This window comes from Moraxella sp. K02 (assembly GCF_041154755.1).
Classification (GTDB): domain Bacteria; phylum Pseudomonadota; class Gammaproteobacteria; order Pseudomonadales; family Moraxellaceae; genus Faucicola.
Genome location: NZ_AP031590.1, coordinates 97,295 through 115,836, shown reverse-complemented (window position 1 = coordinate 115,836; position 18,542 = coordinate 97,295). Strand labels below are relative to the sequence as shown.

The 18,542-nt window shown below is 44.5% G+C and carries 13 protein-coding genes and 1 pseudogene; 5 read left to right on the top strand and 9 right to left on the bottom strand.

Going from position 1 to position 18,542, the window contains the following annotated elements; translation table 11 throughout:
* Positions 1–97: 97 nt before the first annotated feature.
* Together murI and ACAM39_RS00520 are read right to left on the bottom strand one after the other, a co-directional pair.
* Complete coding sequence (gene murI / locus ACAM39_RS00525; protein ID WP_369627827.1) at positions 98–967, bottom strand: glutamate racemase; 870 nt, start codon at positions 965–967, stop codon at positions 98–100.
* Positions 968–1,156: 189 nt separating this feature from the next.
* The gene (locus tag ACAM39_RS00520; RefSeq protein WP_369627826.1) at positions 1,157–1,858 is read right to left on the bottom strand and encodes a DUF1285 domain-containing protein; all 702 of its coding nucleotides are present in this window, start codon (positions 1,856–1,858) and stop codon (positions 1,157–1,159) included.
* Positions 1,859–2,409: 551 nt separating this feature from the next.
* Between ACAM39_RS00520 and ACAM39_RS00515 the strand changes: the two genes are divergently transcribed.
* Positions 2,410–4,071 (top strand): electron transfer flavoprotein-ubiquinone oxidoreductase, encoded by a 1,662-nt coding sequence (locus ACAM39_RS00515; RefSeq protein WP_369627825.1) that lies wholly within the window; start codon positions 2,410–2,412, stop codon positions 4,069–4,071.
* A 60-nt stretch (positions 4,072–4,131) separates the two neighbouring features.
* On the opposite strand, the gene ACAM39_RS00510 is transcribed toward ACAM39_RS00515, so the two are convergent.
* The 3 genes from ACAM39_RS00510 to recG form a co-directional block, all read right to left on the bottom strand.
* Positions 4,132–5,949 carry an alkaline phosphatase D family protein gene (locus ACAM39_RS00510; protein ID WP_369627824.1) on the bottom strand — a complete coding sequence of 606 codons (1,818 nt, stop codon included), beginning with the start codon at positions 5,947–5,949 and terminating at the stop codon, positions 4,132–4,134.
* 249 nt (positions 5,950–6,198) lie between these two features.
* Entirely contained in the window at positions 6,199–6,378 is a 180-nt protein-coding gene (locus ACAM39_RS00505; RefSeq protein ID WP_369627823.1) for a hypothetical protein, read from the bottom strand.
* A 220-nt stretch (positions 6,379–6,598) separates the two neighbouring features.
* The gene (gene recG / locus ACAM39_RS00500) at positions 6,599–8,752 is read right to left on the bottom strand and encodes an ATP-dependent DNA helicase RecG (protein WP_369627822.1); all 2,154 of its coding nucleotides are present in this window, start codon (positions 8,750–8,752) and stop codon (positions 6,599–6,601) included.
* A 155-nt stretch (positions 8,753–8,907) separates the two neighbouring features.
* Here recG and ACAM39_RS00495 point away from each other — a divergent pair, with 155 nt between their 5' ends.
* Positions 8,908–9,804 carry a patatin-like phospholipase family protein gene (locus ACAM39_RS00495; protein WP_369627821.1) on the top strand — a complete coding sequence of 299 codons (897 nt, stop codon included), beginning with the start codon at positions 8,908–8,910 and terminating at the stop codon, positions 9,802–9,804.
* 79 nt (positions 9,805–9,883) lie between these two features.
* Here the strand turns inward: ACAM39_RS00495 and ACAM39_RS00490 are convergent, their stop codons facing one another.
* The gene (locus tag ACAM39_RS00490; protein ID WP_369627820.1) at positions 9,884–10,417 is read right to left on the bottom strand and encodes a hypothetical protein; all 534 of its coding nucleotides are present in this window, start codon (positions 10,415–10,417) and stop codon (positions 9,884–9,886) included.
* A 555-nt stretch (positions 10,418–10,972) separates the two neighbouring features.
* Here ACAM39_RS00490 and argA point away from each other — a divergent pair.
* Positions 10,973–12,452: pseudogene (gene argA / locus ACAM39_RS12425) on the top strand (amino-acid N-acetyltransferase).
* Between the two features lie 97 nt (positions 12,453–12,549).
* Here the strand turns inward: argA and ACAM39_RS00475 are convergent.
* Positions 12,550–13,344 carry an FKBP-type peptidyl-prolyl cis-trans isomerase gene (locus ACAM39_RS00475; protein WP_135889361.1) on the bottom strand — a complete coding sequence of 265 codons (795 nt, stop codon included), beginning with the start codon at positions 13,342–13,344 and terminating at the stop codon, positions 12,550–12,552.
* Positions 13,345–13,444: 100 nt separating this feature from the next.
* Positions 13,445–14,290, bottom strand: a complete 846-nt coding sequence (locus ACAM39_RS00470) for an FKBP-type peptidyl-prolyl cis-trans isomerase (protein ID WP_369627819.1) — start codon at positions 14,288–14,290, stop codon at positions 13,445–13,447.
* A 457-nt stretch (positions 14,291–14,747) separates the two neighbouring features.
* Between ACAM39_RS00470 and ACAM39_RS00465 the strand changes: the two genes are divergently transcribed.
* A complete protein-coding gene (locus tag ACAM39_RS00465) occupies positions 14,748–16,502 on the top strand; it encodes a mechanosensitive ion channel (protein WP_369627818.1) in 1,755 nt (584 codons plus the stop codon).
* A gap of 58 nt (positions 16,503–16,560) precedes the next feature.
* Here the strand turns inward: ACAM39_RS00465 and ACAM39_RS00460 are convergent, their stop codons facing one another.
* Entirely contained in the window at positions 16,561–17,196 is a 636-nt protein-coding gene (locus ACAM39_RS00460) for a lysophospholipid acyltransferase family protein (RefSeq protein WP_369627817.1), read from the bottom strand.
* Positions 17,197–17,451: 255 nt separating this feature from the next.
* Here ACAM39_RS00460 and ACAM39_RS00455 point away from each other — a divergent pair, with 255 nt between their 5' ends.
* Complete coding sequence (locus ACAM39_RS00455; protein ID WP_369627816.1) at positions 17,452–18,360, top strand: IS982 family transposase; 909 nt, start codon at positions 17,452–17,454, stop codon at positions 18,358–18,360.
* Positions 18,361–18,542 lie beyond the last annotated feature (182 nt).

Below are 18,542 nucleotides of genomic sequence, written 5' to 3'. Positions count from 1 at the left end.
ACGCTCTAATGAACGCAATTAATTAAAAAAGTAAAGGGTTAAAGGCTGAATCGTTAAAAGTTGTAAGGGTAAAAGCCATGCTGACTAACCAACAAGCTCAATTCACTGCACGATGTTGAGTCACACACAAGGTAAAAAAATCAATCCCCAACTCTGGCAAAAACCGCTGCAACAAACGCGTTGCCGCCTGCTCAGTAGTGGGTAAGTTGGCGGTGGCATAAAACTGTAACCTTGGTCGCTCTTTATGAGAGGCAAGCTGATTGGCTTGCTCAAGCAAATCATATACGCGTTTGGCAATGGCATCGCCCGAATCAATCAATGCCACTTGCCCCATAGCTTGGTGGGTCATCAGCTCGTCGATACGCTGTGCCAAATAGGCTTTAAAAAAAGGAAAATGGGTACAGCCCAGTACCAATTGGTCTACCTTTTTAGCCTGTAACTCACTTAGCAAGTGATCTAAATCAGTCACGGCTGGGTGATGGCTTGGCATACCCAATTCTACCCAAGGCACTAGGCTGTTAAAGCTATATTTGTGGACAGTCACTTGCTGCGGTTTGGCGACTTGCTCAATGACTTCATTGAGTAAATACCCGTGCAAGGTGGCTGGTGTTGCCAACACCGCGACTTGCTTGGTCGTCGACTGCATCACCGCAGGTTTTAATGCAGGGACTAAACCGACAATCGGTACTTGAGGATACTGCCGCCTTGCCGCCTGTAATCCATGCGCTGAGGCACTATTGCAAGCTATCACAATGAGCTTACAGCCTTGCGAGTGTAGCCATGCCACTGCCTGCAAGGTAAGTTCACAAATCTCTGCTTCACTGCGTGAGCCATAGGGTACGTGCAGGGTATCGGCAAGATAGATATAACGTTCAAATGGCAAGCGTCGCTGCAAATGGGTCAATACCGACAATCCGCCCAACCCAGAATCAAATACGCCTATCGGCGCGCTTGCTAACTCTACCATAGCCTACTCAGTCCAACTCGCAGGGTGTTGCTATTTTAAACCGCAAAATAATCGCCTACCCATAAAATAGACCACTATCTTATACCAATTTTTAGACGCTCACTACAAAAAAAATGCGGGGGCGGATTTGACAGCCCATTCGTCACTTCGCTGGTTCACAAGCTATCAAAATTTGGCTACAGCGGCTATTTAGGCGGTCATCGTCAAGGTAAAAGTGCTATCACCACTGTGCAAAATCAATGACGCACCCTCTTCACCCTCTACCAACTCACCCAATTCAATCAAATGATAGAACACATTGCGATGAATGAGTCCGTATAGCACTGAATCACCATTTTGCCGCACCAACAGATAAGGCTGGCTGGCTTGTTTTTGCTGTAAACCAGCATCATGCTGGCTAGCATGGGTAAATGGCAGACCCAAACGAATCGGATGCTGCTCATCAGCAATCACCACATCGCCTTGCGTGGTGGTGAACTGCAACACCGATTTGCTAGTGTCGCCAAATTGCTGGGTAATGACGTCCACTTGATTCACTAGCAGTGGCGCGTCTTCTACTTGGATTTGCCATTTTTCCACAGGGGTTTTTAAAAAATACCGAACCTGGTGGTTGTCATCAATCTCTGACCACAACACTTTGGCAAACAGATCAATGAGTAGTGGACGGGTGATTTGACTGCCTTCATGCCACCACTCGCCATTGGCTTTGACCACCACATCCATCGTACCGCTGAGTTTGGGTTGCCATTTTTCAAGCGGTGGAATTTGGCGTGTCGGATGATTTGCGGCTGCTAGCGCTTGCGAAGTGACCGATTGCTCGATTTGTTGGCTTAGCTCGCCTATATCAAAGCTGGGTTTAGACGCTACATTATTAGTATCATTATTAGTCATTGTCTGGCTCGTATTATGGTAGTTTTTATTTAAATTAGGCGTTAGATTATTGTATGGGTTTCTGAATGCCATGATGCACTGTGTTGACATCACTTTGTGGTACATAGTAGTCAATTCAACGCTGGGTTTCAAATAGTCGCTGTTAGTACCTGTGTCGATTTATTGTATATAAAGGTGACAGATAGCATAAGACAAGCCAGATTAGATACGATAAATTAAGCCCGACAGTCATTTTCTCCTGCAAAAATATTAGGTGGTTAAACGGTTAATCTATTATACTAAGTAGTATTTTTTCTGAATTCATATAACGATTCATTATATGTTAAAATCAAGAAAACCATTGATAACATTGCCAGCCTGCGCCAGCAATTATTTGATGAACTGATAATCAAAGGCTAACCTTCTAGATCACTAGCCTTGCAAAAATCATCGTGATGCAACTTATGTTGATAAATTGTCAGATATAAGCTGAAGAACCGCATTGTATAACCCAATGCGCGCAAGATTAAGCAAGTTGTCATCACTGAATTTTATTTTTCTAAGGAGTTTGTATGCAAGACATCGAACGCGAGCAAATGGAGTTTGACGTAGTTATCGTGGGTGGCGGACCTTCAGGTCTATCTACGGCAATTCGTCTACGTCAACTTGCCATTGCTGCTGGCAATCCTGATTTTAGCGTGTGTATCGTTGAAAAAGGGTCAGAATTTGGTGCCCATATCTTATCAGGTGCGGTTATGGAGCCTAACGCACTGACTGAACTGATTCCTGATTGGAAAGAAAAAGGTGCGCCCGTTCGCGTGCAAACCAAAGGTGACCGCGTCTACATGCTCAAAAATGAGACCAAATACCGCGAATTGCCAGAAAAAATCGTCCCAAGTTTGATGCACAACCACGGCAATTACATTATCTCATTGGGTAACCTTGTACGTTGGTTAGCCACCCAAGCCGAAGAGCTTGAAGTGATGATGTTCCCAGGTTTTTCTGCTTCTGAAATTCTCTACAACGAAGATGGTTCTGTTCGTGGCGTATTGACGGGTGACATGGGCGTCAATGCCGAAGGTCAACCAAAATCAGGCTATGAGCCAGGCTATGAGCTACTGGCAAAATATACCATTTTTGCTGAAGGTTGCCGTGGTCACTTAGGTAAACGCTTAATCAGCCGTTTTAACCTATCAGAAGGCAAAGACCCACAGCACTACGGGATTGGCTTAAAAGAGCTTTGGGAAATTGACCCTGCCAAACACCAAGAAGGCATGGTGCTGCACGGTTCAGGTTGGCCACTTAGCGAGACGCATAGTAACGGTGGTTGGTGGTTATACTTCGATGAAAACAACCAAGTGTCATTTGGTATGGTGATTGACTTGTCTTATCACAACCCTTACCTATCGCCATTTGATGAGTTACAACGCTTAAAAACCCATCCGCTCATTCGCAATATTTTAGAAGGCGGTAAACGCTTATCTTACGGTGCGCGTGCCTTGACCAAAGGCGGTTTAAACTCATTACCAAAACTGTATTTTGCCGGTGGTGTGTTAGTGGGTGACGATGCAGGTTTCCTAAACCCAGCAAAAATCAAAGGTACTCATACCGCCATCAAATCAGGTATGTTAGCCGCAGAAGCCGTGTATGAAGCGATTGCTGCCGGTCGTCAACATGACGAAGTGCCAACCTATGAGCAAAAATTCAAAGCATCATGGCTCTACAACGACATGTACCAAGCGCGTAACTTCGCAAATGCGATGCACCGCATGGGTATCTGGATGGGCGGTGCATTCAACTTCCTAGAGCAAAATATATTTAAGGGTAAAATGCCTCTGACTATTCGTGACAGAATGCCAGACTACGATGTGCTTGAGCGCGCAGACCACGCTTATATCCCTGAGTATCCAAAGGCTGATGGTAAGCTGACCTTTGATAAATTATCTTCCGTGTTTATCTCCAATACCAACCACGCTGAAGATCAACCTTGTCACCTAAAACTAACCGATCCAGAGGTGCCAATTAAGCGTAACCTCAAAATCTTTGCTGAGCCTGCACAGCGTTACTGTCCAGCAGGGGTATATGAAGTGGTGCAAAGTGACAGCGGCGCAAAATTTGTAATCAACTCACAAAACTGTGTGCACTGTAAAACTTGTGATATCAAAGACCCCTCACAAAACATCACGTGGGTCACGCCAGAAGGCGGTGGTGGTCCAAACTACCCAAATATGTAATGATTTATCAAAAAAAGCCGCTAAGTTAGCGGCTTTTTTATTGGGTTTTGTTAAAGTTATTTAAACCAAATAAGGCTCACCCACTTTGACACGCATGGTTTTACCAATACTGCTTGAATAGGTGGGTTTGGTGATATCACTAACAAACACCCACTCGCTGGTGCATTGCTCAGGGGTGACTGTCACAATCATATAACCGCGCTGAGAGGTGTCACACCATTTTAACGTACCACCTTTGACCAGCATGGGTAACCCCAGTGCTAACTGTTTTGGGTCAACTGTTGCTAAGTATTCTTCAAAACCTGGCGACGTCACTGATTGTACCGCAAATTCCACCCCAACGGGTTCACCTTTGACATTGACTAGATTATTCGCCCAAGCGTTATGGGTATCGCCTGCCAATACCACTAAGTTTTTTTGCATCGCGTTGGCAATACCATAAATCATCTCGCGTGCCACCGCATAACCATCCCACGCATCTAGGTTATAAGGAATGAATGGCGCTTGCTGCAACTGTTGTACCATACTTTGCTCTTGCGGTGTCAAAGTCGTGGGCGCGGTCTGCGCTTTTTGCATTAGGGTCAGATAAGTGACGGCATCTACGCCCAAAGCAGGATTCATAAAGTTGAGCAGTACGGGGGCAGGAATAAACATCTGCCCCATCACCACTTGCTGACCCAGAATTTGCCAAGTGGACTTTGACGCTTGCAATTGACCTGCTAGCCAGTTTTGTTGTGGCAAACCAATCAATTGGCGGCTGGTATCTTGCATTGCTGCGGTGAATTTCGTGCCATCCAAGGTGAGCTGACCATTGGCGTCTTTAATTAAAAATTTATTGTAATCTAGCTGTTTGTCCCGGGCAATGACACGGGTGTCTAGCATATGCAGACTGAGTAAATTACCAAAATCAAAACTGCGATAAATTTGCGTCATCACACTATTACGCGTGGGCATCCATTCATGATAGGCTTTCATGGCGTCCATTTTGCGCTGATTCCAATCGCCTTCATTGGATTGGTGGTTTTCAGCACCCGCTTTATAAGTATCATTACTAATCTCGTGGTCGTCCCATACCGCAATCATTGGCATGGCGGCATGTACCGCTTGCAAATCTTTATCGGTACGATATTGGGCATAGCGCAAGCGATAGCCAGTAATGGTGAGCAACTCTTCCACTGGGATGACTTCACGATTGAGCTGTGCGGCCTGGCCTGAAGCATAAGCAGGCACCGTTTTACCTTGGTCATCGATGGTATGACGACCATATTCATAGATATAATCGCCTAAGTGGAGCAGCACATCGACATCGCTACGCTTGGCAATATCGGCATACGCATGAAAATAGCCTGCAGGATAGTTTGAACAGCTCACTACCGCAAGTTTCACTTGATTGACATTCGTGACAGGTAGGGTTTTGGTTTTACCAATCGGACTGGTGACACCACCACATATAAATCGATAAAAGTAAGGGGTATTCGGCTGTAAACCCGTGGCATCCACTTTGACCGTATAATCTTGCCCACCGTTTGTTTTGCTCGTGCCTTTATGGATGATGGTGTTAAACGCATTATCACTGGCAATTTGCCAATCGACATCAAGGCTGCTGCCACTGTTCGTCGGTGTCACACGAGTCCATAAAATCACTTTGTCAGCAAGCGGGTCACCACTGGCTACGCCATGTAAAAAGCTAACCTGCGCTGTGTTATCATTATCATCATTGTCATTATTACAGCCCGCTAGCATCATCGATGCACCTGCGGCAGTCGCAAGCGAGGTAGATTGTAAAAAACGGCGACGGTTGATACTTGGGGTTGATGGCTGGGTGTCTTTAAGCAAATTGTGGATAGGAGAATTTTGCTCAGCAGGCGGTTTGGTCATGGGATTTCCTCAAGGTTAGGCAAAGCCAAAATGTGATAAAAATGAGTGACGTAACTAGGAAACATTAGCTGACTAAGGTGACAACCGTATGACGATTGAATGAACAATTAACGGCAAATTTTAGCCAATAAAAAAGCTGACCGAAGTCAGCTTTTATGCAGCAAAACATATAGGGAACAAAACATACAGGCAATAAAACTAGGCATAAAACCTAGTCGCTTATTAAGAGTCGCTTATCAAGACTAGCAGCTAGATACCCACGGCCGCTTTAAATGCCGCTTCATCAAAGTCGTCACCATGGGTCACAACGATGGTACCATTAGGGTTAACGTTGACAAATTTGACCCCTTTGATGTCTTCGGTTTTCTTGATGATTTCATCAGCAGCGGCTTGGTCTGCGATAGGTACATCATATTTGGTTTGTGGCATAACAGGTATCCTTTATATTGATAACAAAATATTGATAATTTTATATTAATAACAGTGGTATTGCGCAATGGATAAAAATTAATTAAAACCAATCGTTAGGTCAGTGTTAATTAATCAATAAGTGCATAGGGTATAACATAACAAAAATTTGGGGGTGTGAATAGTCGCTTTATCTGTAAAAATAGCGCTCTATCAGAATTTAAGCGCCTACTATGGGCTATCATGCGTTAATGTATTTAATGGCATCGGGTGTCCAGTGGCTGATATATTGCTGCACTTGTGATTTGCGATTTTCATCAGCAATTAGGTACTTAGCAATCGCTTGCGCCACGATTAGCAAGCTTTCATCTCTCGCTAGGTCACTGACATAGTAGCTATCAAATCCCGTCTGCCGTTTACCCAAAAGCTCCCCTGCACCGCGCAGTTCCAAATCTTTTTGCGCAATCACAAAGCCATCATTGCTATCTCGCAGCACATTGAGCCGCTCGATACCCGTTTCTGACAATGGTGTTTGATAAAGCAATACGCAAAAGCTTTTTTGGGTGCCACGTCCCACGCGTCCGCGTAGCTGGTGCAATTGCGATAACCCTAATCGCTCAGCATTTTCAATCACCATCAGCGAGGCATTAGGCACATCGACCCCAACTTCAATCACGGTGGTAGCCACCAGCAAAGCGGTTTTACCGGCTTTAAAATCCGCCATGACTGCTTGTTTGTCATTGGGTTTCATTTTGCCATGCACCAAGCCAATGTTGAGATTGAGCCTGTCATTCAAATCGGCATAGGTCGCTTCAGCGGCTTGCGCATCAAGCACGGTAGACTCTTCGACCAGTGGGCACACCCAGTAAGCTTGTTTGCCTTGCTCACAGTTGGCAGCGATACGTTCAATCACTTCATCACGTCGGTCACGGCTTATGGTGACGGTGGTGATGGGGGTACGGTTGGGCGGCAGTTCATCAATGATGGACGTATCCATATCACCAAATGCACTCATCGCAAGGGTACGCGGTATGGGTGTGGCTGTCATAATCAGCTGATGCGGTGTGGTATGCGCCAAGCCTTTATCTACTAGCGCCATTCGCTGCTCAACCCCAAAACGGTGCTGCTCATCGATAATCACCAAGCCCAACTTGGCAAAATTGACATGTTCTTGAAATAGCGCATGTGTACCGACCACGATTTGCACCTCGTTGTCTTGTACTTGTTGCAAGGCTTTTTCACGCGCTTTGGCTGTTTGCTTACCTACTAGCCAACCCACACCGATGCCAAGCGGTTCAAACCAGCTTTTAAAGTTATTAAGATGTTGTTCCGCCAAAATCTCTGTCGGTGCCATCACCGCCACTTGCCAGCCGCTATCAAGCGCATAACACGCCGCCAAAGCTGCCACCAAGGTTTTGCCTGCACCAACATCGCCTTGCACGAGTCGCAGCATGGGTACTGACGTTGACAAATCTTTGACGATTTCCGCCACGACCCGATTTTGGGCATGGGTCGGGGTAAAAGGTAAATTGGCTAACAGCCGATTGGCAAGCGCGCTTGTGGCATCGCAGCGCGGTGCTTTGTGCTTATAAAGTTGTTGTTTGCGGTACAGTAGACTCAGCTGGTGCGCGAGCATTTCTTCGATAATGAGCCGCTGACAGGTCGGATGGCTGCGATTTTTTAACGCCTCTAATACCAAAATTTGCTTGTTCAAATCGGTATAAATCGGTGGCTGATGAATAAAGCTAATGGCTTCTAGCAAGCTAAATGCCCCAAATGGGTTGTGGCTACCTGCCAGTAACGGAAACTGCTTGCTGAGCGCACTTTGTACGATTTGCCACTCAGTATCATTAATAGTAGCCATCACAGGATTGGCTTGTTTAACCGTCTGCAGTGCAAGTCGAATCAAGCTACGCAGTTTATTTTGATGCAAGTTTTTGACCGTTGGATAAACAGGTATCAGCCCTGTATTGGCCAGGGGTTGATGTCCAGTAATAATTTCATATTCAGGGTGGCTGATTTGGGTGCCATACTTACTGATACTGATTTCGCCAAACACACGTAAGGTATTGCCCACCACCATGGTATCGGTCAGTCCACGATAGACTTTGAAAAAGCGTAATGTTGTTTGCGCTGTCCTATCTTGCAATGTCACGCTCAGGCCCATCTTTTTGTTGTCGACGCGGACAACGGTGCCTTGTAGCAATGCCGATTGTCCATCGACGACATCACACATGTTGACCAGTCGGCTGCGATCTTCATAATCACGCGGCAAATGTAGCAACAAATCAAACACGCGCTCAATACCAAGTTGGTCAAGCTGCTCAGCGATTTTACTACCCACGCCGGCAAGTGCGGTGACAGGGAGATTAAAGATGTCAGGTTTTAGCGTCATATTATAAAGTTAGCTTATCTGCCTATAATAAAAATAGCATGAAAAAACACCAAATTAAGTTAGAATACATAGCGACACAATTTACGCTTTATAACCGATGAACTCAACAAATTTATCATTTAATAATATTGCTGTTTTGATTGATTAGGCTTGCTATGAAACCGCTTTCTTTTTTTGCCTTGATAACTACTAGCATTTGTTTTACGGTCACCGCCTGCACCAAAACGCCAGTGATACCCACCCAACCTATTAAATCACCTGCTAAACCATCAGTAAAACCCAAAATTGCCCTTGTATTAGGCGGGGGCGGTGCCAAAGGTTTTGCTCATGTCGGCGTCATCAAGGTACTGGAAAAAAATGGCATCACCCCCGACTTAATCGTCGGTACCAGTAGCGGCAGTCTAGTCGGTAGTTTATACGCCAGTGGCAAGTCCGCTAGCGAACTTGAAGACATCGCGACCCATGTTAGCAATAATGAGTTGCTCGATTATAGCTGGAGCAAACAAGGCTTTATCGAAGGTCTCAAACTACAAAACTGGGTAAATACCCAAGTCGATAATCGACCGATTGAAAAACTCCCTATACGTTTTGCCAGTGTCGCCACCGATTTAACCACCAAGCAAAAAGCCGTCTTTGATAAAGGCAATACCGGTCTTGCGGTGCGGGCATCCAGCAGTGTGTATGGCGTTTTTGTGCCGCCACGTATCAACAATAAACGCTATGGCGATGGCGGTCTGACAAGCCTTGTGCCTGTGCAAACTGCCAAACAAATGGGCGCAGATATTATCATCGCGGTAGATGTTTCAAGCCCGCCAAAAAATAGCCATCCACAAGATTTTTGGGCGCTACTGGATAAGACATTTGCCGTCATCCCCAATCAAGCAAACGCTGCTGAAATCAAATTGGCGGACGTGGTGATACGCCCAGCCGTTGGTGATATTGGCACGACCAATACCGTAGCCAGAGAGGCGACGATAAAAGCAGGGGAAATCGCAACCTTAGCAAAGCTCAGCGATATCGAGCAAAAAATCGGCAAGTTTCAAAAATTGTAAATAAAAAAACCACTCATTCAATTGAGCGGTTTTATGCGTTGAGCCCTTCTAGGCATTGCTTCTAGGTATTGAGCGCTTATTATTTTACTTTTAAACGATATTTTACCATCGCCACTTCATTAAGACCCAAACCTGGCACATCCCACTGTATGGCTTTATAGTAAGCCATCGGTAGATTTTGTAGCACGCCATTCATGTTGGTCTTTAGCGGCATATATTGAAAATTGGCACCGTCCATACTACCAAACGCGCGGGTTGGCTCCACATCGCTTGTGCTCACCAATTCCATATTGGCTGGAATGTTCATGGTCACTTTCATGTTGCGGATACGGTCAGGGCTGTTATTGGTTAGGTAGCCGCGATACTCTACGATATTGCCAGATGCAAGGCGCGTTTGTGCATTGACGGGGCTTAACACTTCTTGACCTTGTGGATCCTGACCAACAACCGAGGCTAAAATGCGGGTTTGAACTTGACCAGCAACGGGCGCTGAGATAGGTGCTGCTTGATTATTAGCAACAGGGTCTAATGCCACCGTTGGTAGCACAGCCATTGCGGTGGCTGATGCCCCAAGTGAGGCGGTCATTAGCGCGAATACTGAAAGCTTTTGCATGAATATTCTCCATTAAATCATGATTTTCAAATGTTCAAAATTATTGTGTCAGCCGGTGCTAGCATATTCTCTTTTTTCGGTAGGTTGGCATACACCGCTGATTAGGTGGTCAAATAGGTTAAGGCTCGACTATAGATTAGCATAACAAACTTTACAATTTAACTCACTAGCAAGTTGAAAGTTGCGGGATGAATTTACTAAATACAAACAGCGCAGCCAAAATCAGTAAGATTAGCTATTGTATTTTGTAAGGTTTATTGATAGCCTTATCGTTAGTCTCTGAGCGATGCGTCGCAATAAGCTGTGTGAAGAATGTTTCATAGTGCATTGCCCATTAGCTGTTAAGTCCATATTTGCTGTTAAGCTTACATGTATGTTTAATTAAAAGAGACAAAAACTTTATCGTACGCTATTTGTACGTCTACTTTTTTTATCATGTCTACTTTTATCATGCCAACTTCAACCGATACTTCAGCAAGTTTTACCCATGGCAATGCACCGCTTGCCGATGGCGAAACGATGACTGATAATAACCCTATACTTGCCTATCACGCTATGATTGATTTACCCAATAATACCCAACAAAATGCCGCTGCCACAACCCCTGCTTATGTTACCCCGCCTTATGTATTATGGTTTCGTAACTTTGCGCCCTATATCAACACCCATCGTGGCAAGACCTTTGTCATTATGTTCAATGGCGAAGCGGTCAATCACGACAATTTTAGCCATTTGATTCATGATTTTGCGCTGCTGCATAGTCTTGGCATTAAGCTCGTACTCGTCCACGGTGCGCGTCCGCAAATTGATGCCAATCTTGCCGAGAACCATATCGAAACACCGATGGCAGATGATGTGCGCATCACCACAAAAGAAGCCATGCCGTACATCCTAAAAGCCGTTGGCTCAATTCGTCTGCAAATTGAAGCGCAGCTATCGATGGGACTTGCCAATTCGCCGATGTATGGCTCTCGTATTGATGCCATCTCAGGCAACTTCGTCACCGCCCGCCCTTACGGTATCCGTAATGGCATCGATTATCAATTTACTGGGGAAGTGCGCGCGATTGATGCTGAAGCCATACACAACAATTTAATCCATGATCATGTGGTGATTTTGGGTAGTATGGGCTATTCTGCGACAGGCGAAGTATTTAACCTGCTGGCTGAAGATGTGGCGCTACAAGCGGCGATTAGCCTAAAAGCGGATAAATTAATTTTCTTGGGTGAGCAAACAGGTATCTATAGTCAATCCTAAATTATAGTAAGCACCGTTTGCCCTGAGCTTGTCTAAGGGTAATGGTCGTTATGGTTCGACAGGCCTACCACGAACGACCCTGTTCGATATAATTCAGTTTTCACTATATAAAGATGGCACTCACCTGCTTAAAGAAATGATTCCGCATGAAGTGACACGCTTCTTACGGGATGTTCCTGAAAACTCAGAAATCGCGCGTTTCTTACGGGCAGCCAGCGATGCCTGTCAATACGGCATCCACCGTACCCATATTATCTCCTATGCCAAAGATGGCGCATTGCTTGAAGAGTTATTTACCCGTGATGGCTCAGGGACGCTAATCTCCCATGACCCGTATGAAGAAATTCGCCGTGCCGATATCGACGATGTGGTAGGTTTGATTGAGCTACTAGAGCCACTCGAAGAACAAGGTATTTTGGTCCGTCGTTCACGTGAGCGTTTAGAGAGCGATATCGAAAACTTTAGCGTGATTGAGCGTGATGGCATGGTGCTAGGCTGCGCAGCTTTATACCCACTCAACGACCAAGCCGCGGAAGTGGCTTGTGTGGCTGTCCATCCCGATTATCGCAATGGTAGCCGTGGCGCAGATTTGATAGCATTCTTAGAGCAACAAGCGCGTAGCCGCGGCATTCATGAACTCTATGTCTTGACTACTCGCACCGCGCATTGGTTTGTCGAGCACGGGTTTATGGAAGTCCCTGCTGAATCGCTACCGGCTGACCGCTATGCCTTTTATGACAATACCCGCAACTCTAAAGTATTAAAAAAGGTACTTTAAAGGTACGCTTTTCAAGCCCTCATATAAAAAACGCTCAATAGGAATATGAGCGTTTTTTTATAGCCAAATGGGACAAAACTTTAAGATGGGAGAAAACTTAAAGTTTGACGGGTTGGGTCACAGGTGGATTGACTTGTAGCAGCTCAATATCAAAAATCAACACGCTGTTGGGCTCGATATCGGCATTACCTGCTTCGCCATACCCCAAATTAGCGGGGACAAACAGACGGTATTTACCCCCTTCTTTCATCAACTGTAGCCCTTCTGTCCAACCTTTAATCACTTGATTGAGTGGGAAAGTCACAGGCTCGCCACGTTTATAAGAGCTGTCAAAAATCGTACCGTCAATCAAGCGACCTTCGTAGTGGACTTTGACTTTGTCCGTTGCTTTAGGCGATTTGCCTCTCCCTTGTGTTAGCACTTGGTATTGTAGACCCGACGCGGTAGTCTTCACGCCTGATTTTTTGCCGTTTTCTAGCAAGAACTGTTTGCCTTTTGCTGCATTGCTAGCTGCTAACGCTTGTACTTCTTTGGCATAGGCAATTTCTTTGTTTTTTTGATAGTCTAGCAATACTTTTTGCATTTGTTTTTTGTCAAGATTGGGCGACTGCGCTGAGTATGCATCTCGAAATCCCTGAAAAAACGCATCAAGATTTAAATCATCAATACTGTCTTTGTTGCTCTCACCCATCAGATAGCCAAAACTATAGCCGACTTGTGCCAATGCTGGGCTAGTTGCCGTCACTGTGGATTTTGGTACATAAACAGAGGACGCAACTTTGTTTGTGCCAGTGCTGGCGGGTGCGGCATTTGCACTGATTGACGTAACCGCTAACAGCATGCCAGTAGCGATGCCAGTCACTAAACTTACTTTTTTATATCCTAAAATCATTGGGATGTTCCTTTGCCATCGTGCCGATGAGTAGGGCGAGCGAATTCGATAGTTGCGCTTGCCCAGCTGATTGAGATCACCTATCTGACGCCAACCCAACCTATTGGGCAGGTTGAGAAGCTGACTGCATGGATTCAATTTGTTGTTGTAGTTGCGCTTGGATATCTGCTGCGGCAGGCTGTGCAGCATCAGCCGGTGGATTGACTTTTACCAAATCAACATCAAAGATGAGCACGCTGTTAGGCTCAATACCACCTTGGGGGGCGCCTTGCTCACCGTAAGCGAGTTTTGATGGAATGTAGAAGCGATATTTGCCGCCTTCTTTCATTAACTGTAAGCCTTCAGTCCAACCTGGGATAACTTGGTTAAGCGGGAATACCGCAGGTTGACCGCCATGCTGTGCGGTGCTATCAAACACGTTACCGTCTAACAATTTACCTTCATATTGTACCGCTACGATATCTGTGGCTTTTGGCTGCGCGCCGGTACCTTCTTTGAGCACTTCATACTGCAAGCCAGACGCGGTAGTTTTGACCCCCGCTTTTTTAGCGTTTTGCGCTAGGAAAGCCTCGCCTTTGGCTTGGTTGTCATGCAGGCGTTTTTGGATTTGGGTTTGCTCATAGGTTTGTACCGCTTTAATCATTTCTTCGCGAGTCATGGTCGATGTTTTGCCATTAAAACCGTCATTGATACCTTGATTGATATCAGCAGGATTGAGGTCTTTGGCGTCTTTTTTGACGTTTTGACCCATCATATAACCTAGGCTATAACCTACTTTTGCCACTTCACTACTTTGGGCATTGATAGCGGTTGAATTACTAGCCAGCTGACGGCTACCGATGGCGGCTACTTGTGGGTCGTTGCCAAAACTTTTGATAAAAACGGGTGATAATGCCAAAGCACCTAACACAACTGCTGCCAGTACGGGAACTGTATTATTGCTCATAAAATTTCCTATCTGATATGTCCAATTAAGGTCTAATAACGACTAAAAAATCGTCTCAAAATTGTAGCTATCATAGCAGAAATAGTTTGTAAAACCTATGACATCGTGAGGTAACCGTATGGTCAAACAAAAAATTGGGCAATAGTAAAACTGGCTTTACATTAATATACTTTTCTTAACAATTCATGCGCTAAAAAGCTAGTTGCACAACCTTTTTATACTGTCATCTTGTTGAGCTTCAATGCTACAGTAACATTTGCAAACACTTGAAAGGTATTTGTACCACTTTATTTAATTAAACATACACACAACAATGATAATTATAAGCATGACATTGGCTTAGCTAGACGGATGATAGACAAACAATAGTATGGAGTAGCATATAGTTAGCAATTTTCGAGTATTTAAAAACTTTTATCAACCACATCAATAATATAACCACATTGTAGGAGGCACAATGGACAATTTTTTCATTAATTTTAACCAAACTCTTGGTTCATCCATGATGACCATGATTGGCGCACTGATTATTTTTATTCTTGGCTGGATTATCGCCAGTATTGTCGGTTCGGTGGTGCATAAATTATTAGAAAAACTGAGCATCAATCAAAAAATGAATGCGTCAACAGGTAAAACCTATGACTTGGCACATTTATTATCACGTATTGCTTTTTGGTTTGTCTTTATCATTGGTATTGCCGCAGCATTAAGTTTCTTAAAATTAGACGCTATCTCAGTGCCGTTTGCCAATATGGTCAATAGCGTGTTGTTATTCATCCCAAATCTTGTGGGTGCAGGCTTACTTGCGCTACTAGGTTGGGTACTGGCGACTGTGGTGCGCTCTGCGCTGTCAAACGTGCTTAACCGCACGTCAGTTGATGAAAAACTATCAAGCGAAGCAGGCGTACCGCACATGAGCGAGAGCATTGCTAACTTGGCTTATTGGTTTATTTTGCTCATGTTCTTGCCAATGGTATTGCAGCAATTAGGCGTAACGGGTCTGTTAGCCCCGATTAATGGCATGATTAGCAAAGCGTTATCTTACATCCCTAACTTAATCGGCGCGGGTGTGATTATTTTTGTCGGTTTTGTTATTGCCAAAATTTTACGTGGTATTGTCACTAATATTGTTACAAGCTTAAACGTGCAAAACTTAGCAGGCAAAGCGGGTATCGGCAACCAAACCCAAATCGCCAATATCGCAGGTACGCTGGTATATCTCATCATAATCATCACCGCGATTATCATGGGTCTTAATGTACTGGATATCCAAGCGATTTCTGGTCCTGCAACCAATATGCTGAACGAAATCATGCTAGCGATTCCAAATATCATCATGGCTGTATTGATTTTAGGTATAGCGTATTTTGTGTCAAAAATGATTGCCGATATCGTCAAAAACCTACTTGATAACTCAGGCGTAAATGTATTACCAAGCAAGTTAGGCTTGCAAAATGTGTTAGGTAATGCCAAAGTCTCTGACGTGGCAGGCTTTTTGATTGTGTTCTTTGTGATGTTATTTGCCACCATCGAAGCGGCTCGCAGCCTTGGCTTTACTTATATTGGAAATTTAATCAACGTCTTTATCGAGTTTGGCGCGCAAGTCATCCTAGGTGCAATTATCCTTGCTGTGGGTTTTTGGCTTGCCAATTTACTGGCGAGTGCGGTACAACGCTCACAAAATGGTACGGCATTTTTAGCCAACCTTGTTCGTGTTCTTATTATGGGTCTGGTGCTTGCGATGGGCTTACGTGCGATGGGCATCGCTGACTCTATCGTGAACATGGCATTTGGCTTGACTTTAGGCGCAGTCGCGGTTGCGTTTGCCCTAGCCTTTGGTCTTGGTGGCCGTGAAGCTGCCGCGCGTTTTTTAAAAAATATCCAAGATAAAGCCGAAGGTCAAAGCTCAGGCTTGACAAATATGATGAATACGCCTGTGAAAGAGCCCACCAAATTGACAGGGTTTGAAACAGATGTCGCGACTCAGTACGCACCTACACAAACAGGTAGCATTGAGCGTCCAATTGACTCAGGCATTGCATCGGGGATTGACAACAATCAAGCAACCACTGTCGATACCACCACGTCATTGCATACCGCACTTAACAATTTGGCTGAAAGCATCGATACCGATGAAACGACCCAAACACAGCAAGCGATTATTCAACCTACCAGCACTTTTAGTAGCGATGATTTAAAACCTAAATCATAGTTGTTTAGTGTACAGCCACGCTGAAAAAAATGCCCTGATAAGTAATCAGGGCATTTTATTAACGGTGTAAATCTTGTAGTGGCTGTGACATTTTTTCAAAATGCTTACCCAAAACGCCGCGATAGTTTTCTAAAATTTTCGGTAAATCGGCATCATAGTCGCCCGTTGGGTAAAACAAAGGCATAAAGCGGATTTGCTTGGTTTTATAGTCCATTGCAATCGGTAAAATCGGTACGCCTGCGCCTACGGCAATATGATAAAACCCTGTTTTCCATTTTTCGGTATAACTGCGTGTCCCTTCAGGTGCCAACCCTAACCAAAGCTGATCTTGTTGGTTAAACTGCTCAATGGCGGCCTGCAAAGTTGAACCTTTTTTGTGACGGTCAATCGAAATCATACCGCCCCATTTTAAGAAAGACCCGATGAGGGGGAGACGAAACAGCTCTTTTTTACCCATCAATTTAAAATCAATGCCAACTGATAAAATGCCCATCACCGCGTTCCAGCCGTCTTCGTTTGACGTGTGCGGGACGGCGAGCATCACCAGCTGTTTGACATTGGGCACCTCGCCCACAAGTTGCCAACCGCGCATTTTTAAGTATTTTGCGGCGAGCTTGGCGATGTTTGGGTCATCGCGGCGGGGCACATTTGAGCCAAATTGGCTGGGATCTAATGGCGTTTGGTTGATATCCATGAATATACTCTTTGAGATACTAGGTTAAATTAAGATACTATAGTGAAAACTGAATTATATCGAACAGGGTCGTTCGTGGTAGGCCTGTCGAACCATAACGACCATTACCCTTAGACAAGCTCAGGGCAAACGGTGCTTACTATAATTTAGGATTGACTATAGATAACCTCAATTCGACATAAGAAAGGATAAAAAAAAGAAGTCCAACATGCTAAAGTAAGTTCACCACAAACACCTTTAACCAGGACTTCTTACATGGACAATCTTGTAGAACTTTACTGCCACATCGACGACTTTTGCAAAGCCTACACAGCCGAGCAACAGCAGAAAATGCTAAAACTAAAGAGCAACAGCAGTAAAAAGCCACGCAACAAACCATGCAAAATAAGTTTAGCAGAAATCATCACCATCTTGGTACTATTTCATCAAATACGCTATCGAGAATTTAAAGCCTTTTACTATGGCTATGTCTGTCAATGGCTAAAAAATGCCTTTCCAAGACTACCAAGTTACAACAGAATGGTAGAGCTGATGGAAAAAGCCGTATATCCCATGTGTGACTACCTACAATTCTTAATGCAAGGCAACTGCACAGGGATTAGCTACATCCACTCAACCAGCCTAGCGGTTTGTGATAACCACCGTATCAAACGCAACAAAGTCTTTGCCGATACAGCAGGACGAGGAAAAAGCAGTATGGGCTGGTTCTTTGGCTTTAAATTACACGCCATCATCAACCACCGAGGTGAACTCGTGAATCTTACCGTAACAGCGGGCAATGTTGATGACAGAAAGCCTGTCAAACAACTGTGTGAAAACCAAGTCTTTGGTAAACTGTTTGGCGATAAAGGCTACATTGATAAAAAGCTGACCGCTTGGCTAGACGAAAACTTGGATGTTGAACTGGTTACCAACGTCAAAAAGAATATGAAAGCTAAAGACATTGCTTGGTTAGATAAACGATTGCTTAAACGCCGTTTCTTGATTGAGACGGTGTTTGATGAGTTAAAGAATATTTGCCATATCGAGCATTCAAGGCATCGTAGCCATGTTGGGTTTATGAGTAATTTGGTGGCAGGGCTGATTGCTTATTGCCATGAGCCCAAGAAGCCGACACTTAAAAATGTGCTGATTGAACCTTTCGTCGCTAAGATTGCTTGTTAATTCAAAGCCTTAGAGTATGGCTTATGTCGAACTGGGGTATAGATAGCCTATAGTCAGCTGAATGTAAAAATGTTATGGATTTAAACGCGCTACTGGTATAAATTTTCTTTGCGTGCTGCTTACACAGAGGCTGCACAAAATTCATCCCAGTAGCACTGTATCATTTTTAAAGTGGGTTAACT

What these genes read in the sequence shown, in the direction of transcription:
- murI (WP_369627827.1), bottom strand. Translation starts at nt 967, where the DNA reads ATGGTAGAGTTAGCAAGCGCGCCGATAGGCGTATTTGATTCTGGGTTG.
- ACAM39_RS00520 (WP_369627826.1), bottom strand. Translation starts at nt 1,858, where the DNA reads ATGACTAATAATGATACTAATAATGTAGCGTCTAAACCCAGCTTTGAT.
- ACAM39_RS00515 (WP_369627825.1), top strand. Translation starts at nt 2,410, where the DNA reads ATGCAAGACATCGAACGCGAGCAAATGGAGTTTGACGTAGTTATCGTG.
- ACAM39_RS00510 (WP_369627824.1), bottom strand. Translation starts at nt 5,949, where the DNA reads ATGACCAAACCGCCTGCTGAGCAAAATTCTCCTATCCACAATTTGCTT.
- ACAM39_RS00505 (WP_369627823.1), bottom strand. Translation starts at nt 6,378, where the DNA reads ATGCCACAAACCAAATATGATGTACCTATCGCAGACCAAGCCGCTGCT.
- recG (WP_369627822.1), bottom strand. Translation starts at nt 8,752, where the DNA reads ATGACGCTAAAACCTGACATCTTTAATCTCCCTGTCACCGCACTTGCC.
- ACAM39_RS00495 (WP_369627821.1), top strand. Translation starts at nt 8,908, where the DNA reads ATGAAACCGCTTTCTTTTTTTGCCTTGATAACTACTAGCATTTGTTTT.
- ACAM39_RS00490 (WP_369627820.1), bottom strand. Translation starts at nt 10,417, where the DNA reads ATGCAAAAGCTTTCAGTATTCGCGCTAATGACCGCCTCACTTGGGGCA.
- ACAM39_RS00475 (WP_135889361.1), bottom strand. Translation starts at nt 13,344, where the DNA reads ATGATTTTAGGATATAAAAAAGTAAGTTTAGTGACTGGCATCGCTACT.
- ACAM39_RS00470 (WP_369627819.1), bottom strand. Translation starts at nt 14,290, where the DNA reads ATGAGCAATAATACAGTTCCCGTACTGGCAGCAGTTGTGTTAGGTGCT.
- ACAM39_RS00465 (WP_369627818.1), top strand. Translation starts at nt 14,748, where the DNA reads ATGGACAATTTTTTCATTAATTTTAACCAAACTCTTGGTTCATCCATG.
- ACAM39_RS00460 (WP_369627817.1), bottom strand. Translation starts at nt 17,196, where the DNA reads ATGGATATCAACCAAACGCCATTAGATCCCAGCCAATTTGGCTCAAAT.
- ACAM39_RS00455 (WP_369627816.1), top strand. Translation starts at nt 17,452, where the DNA reads ATGGACAATCTTGTAGAACTTTACTGCCACATCGACGACTTTTGCAAA.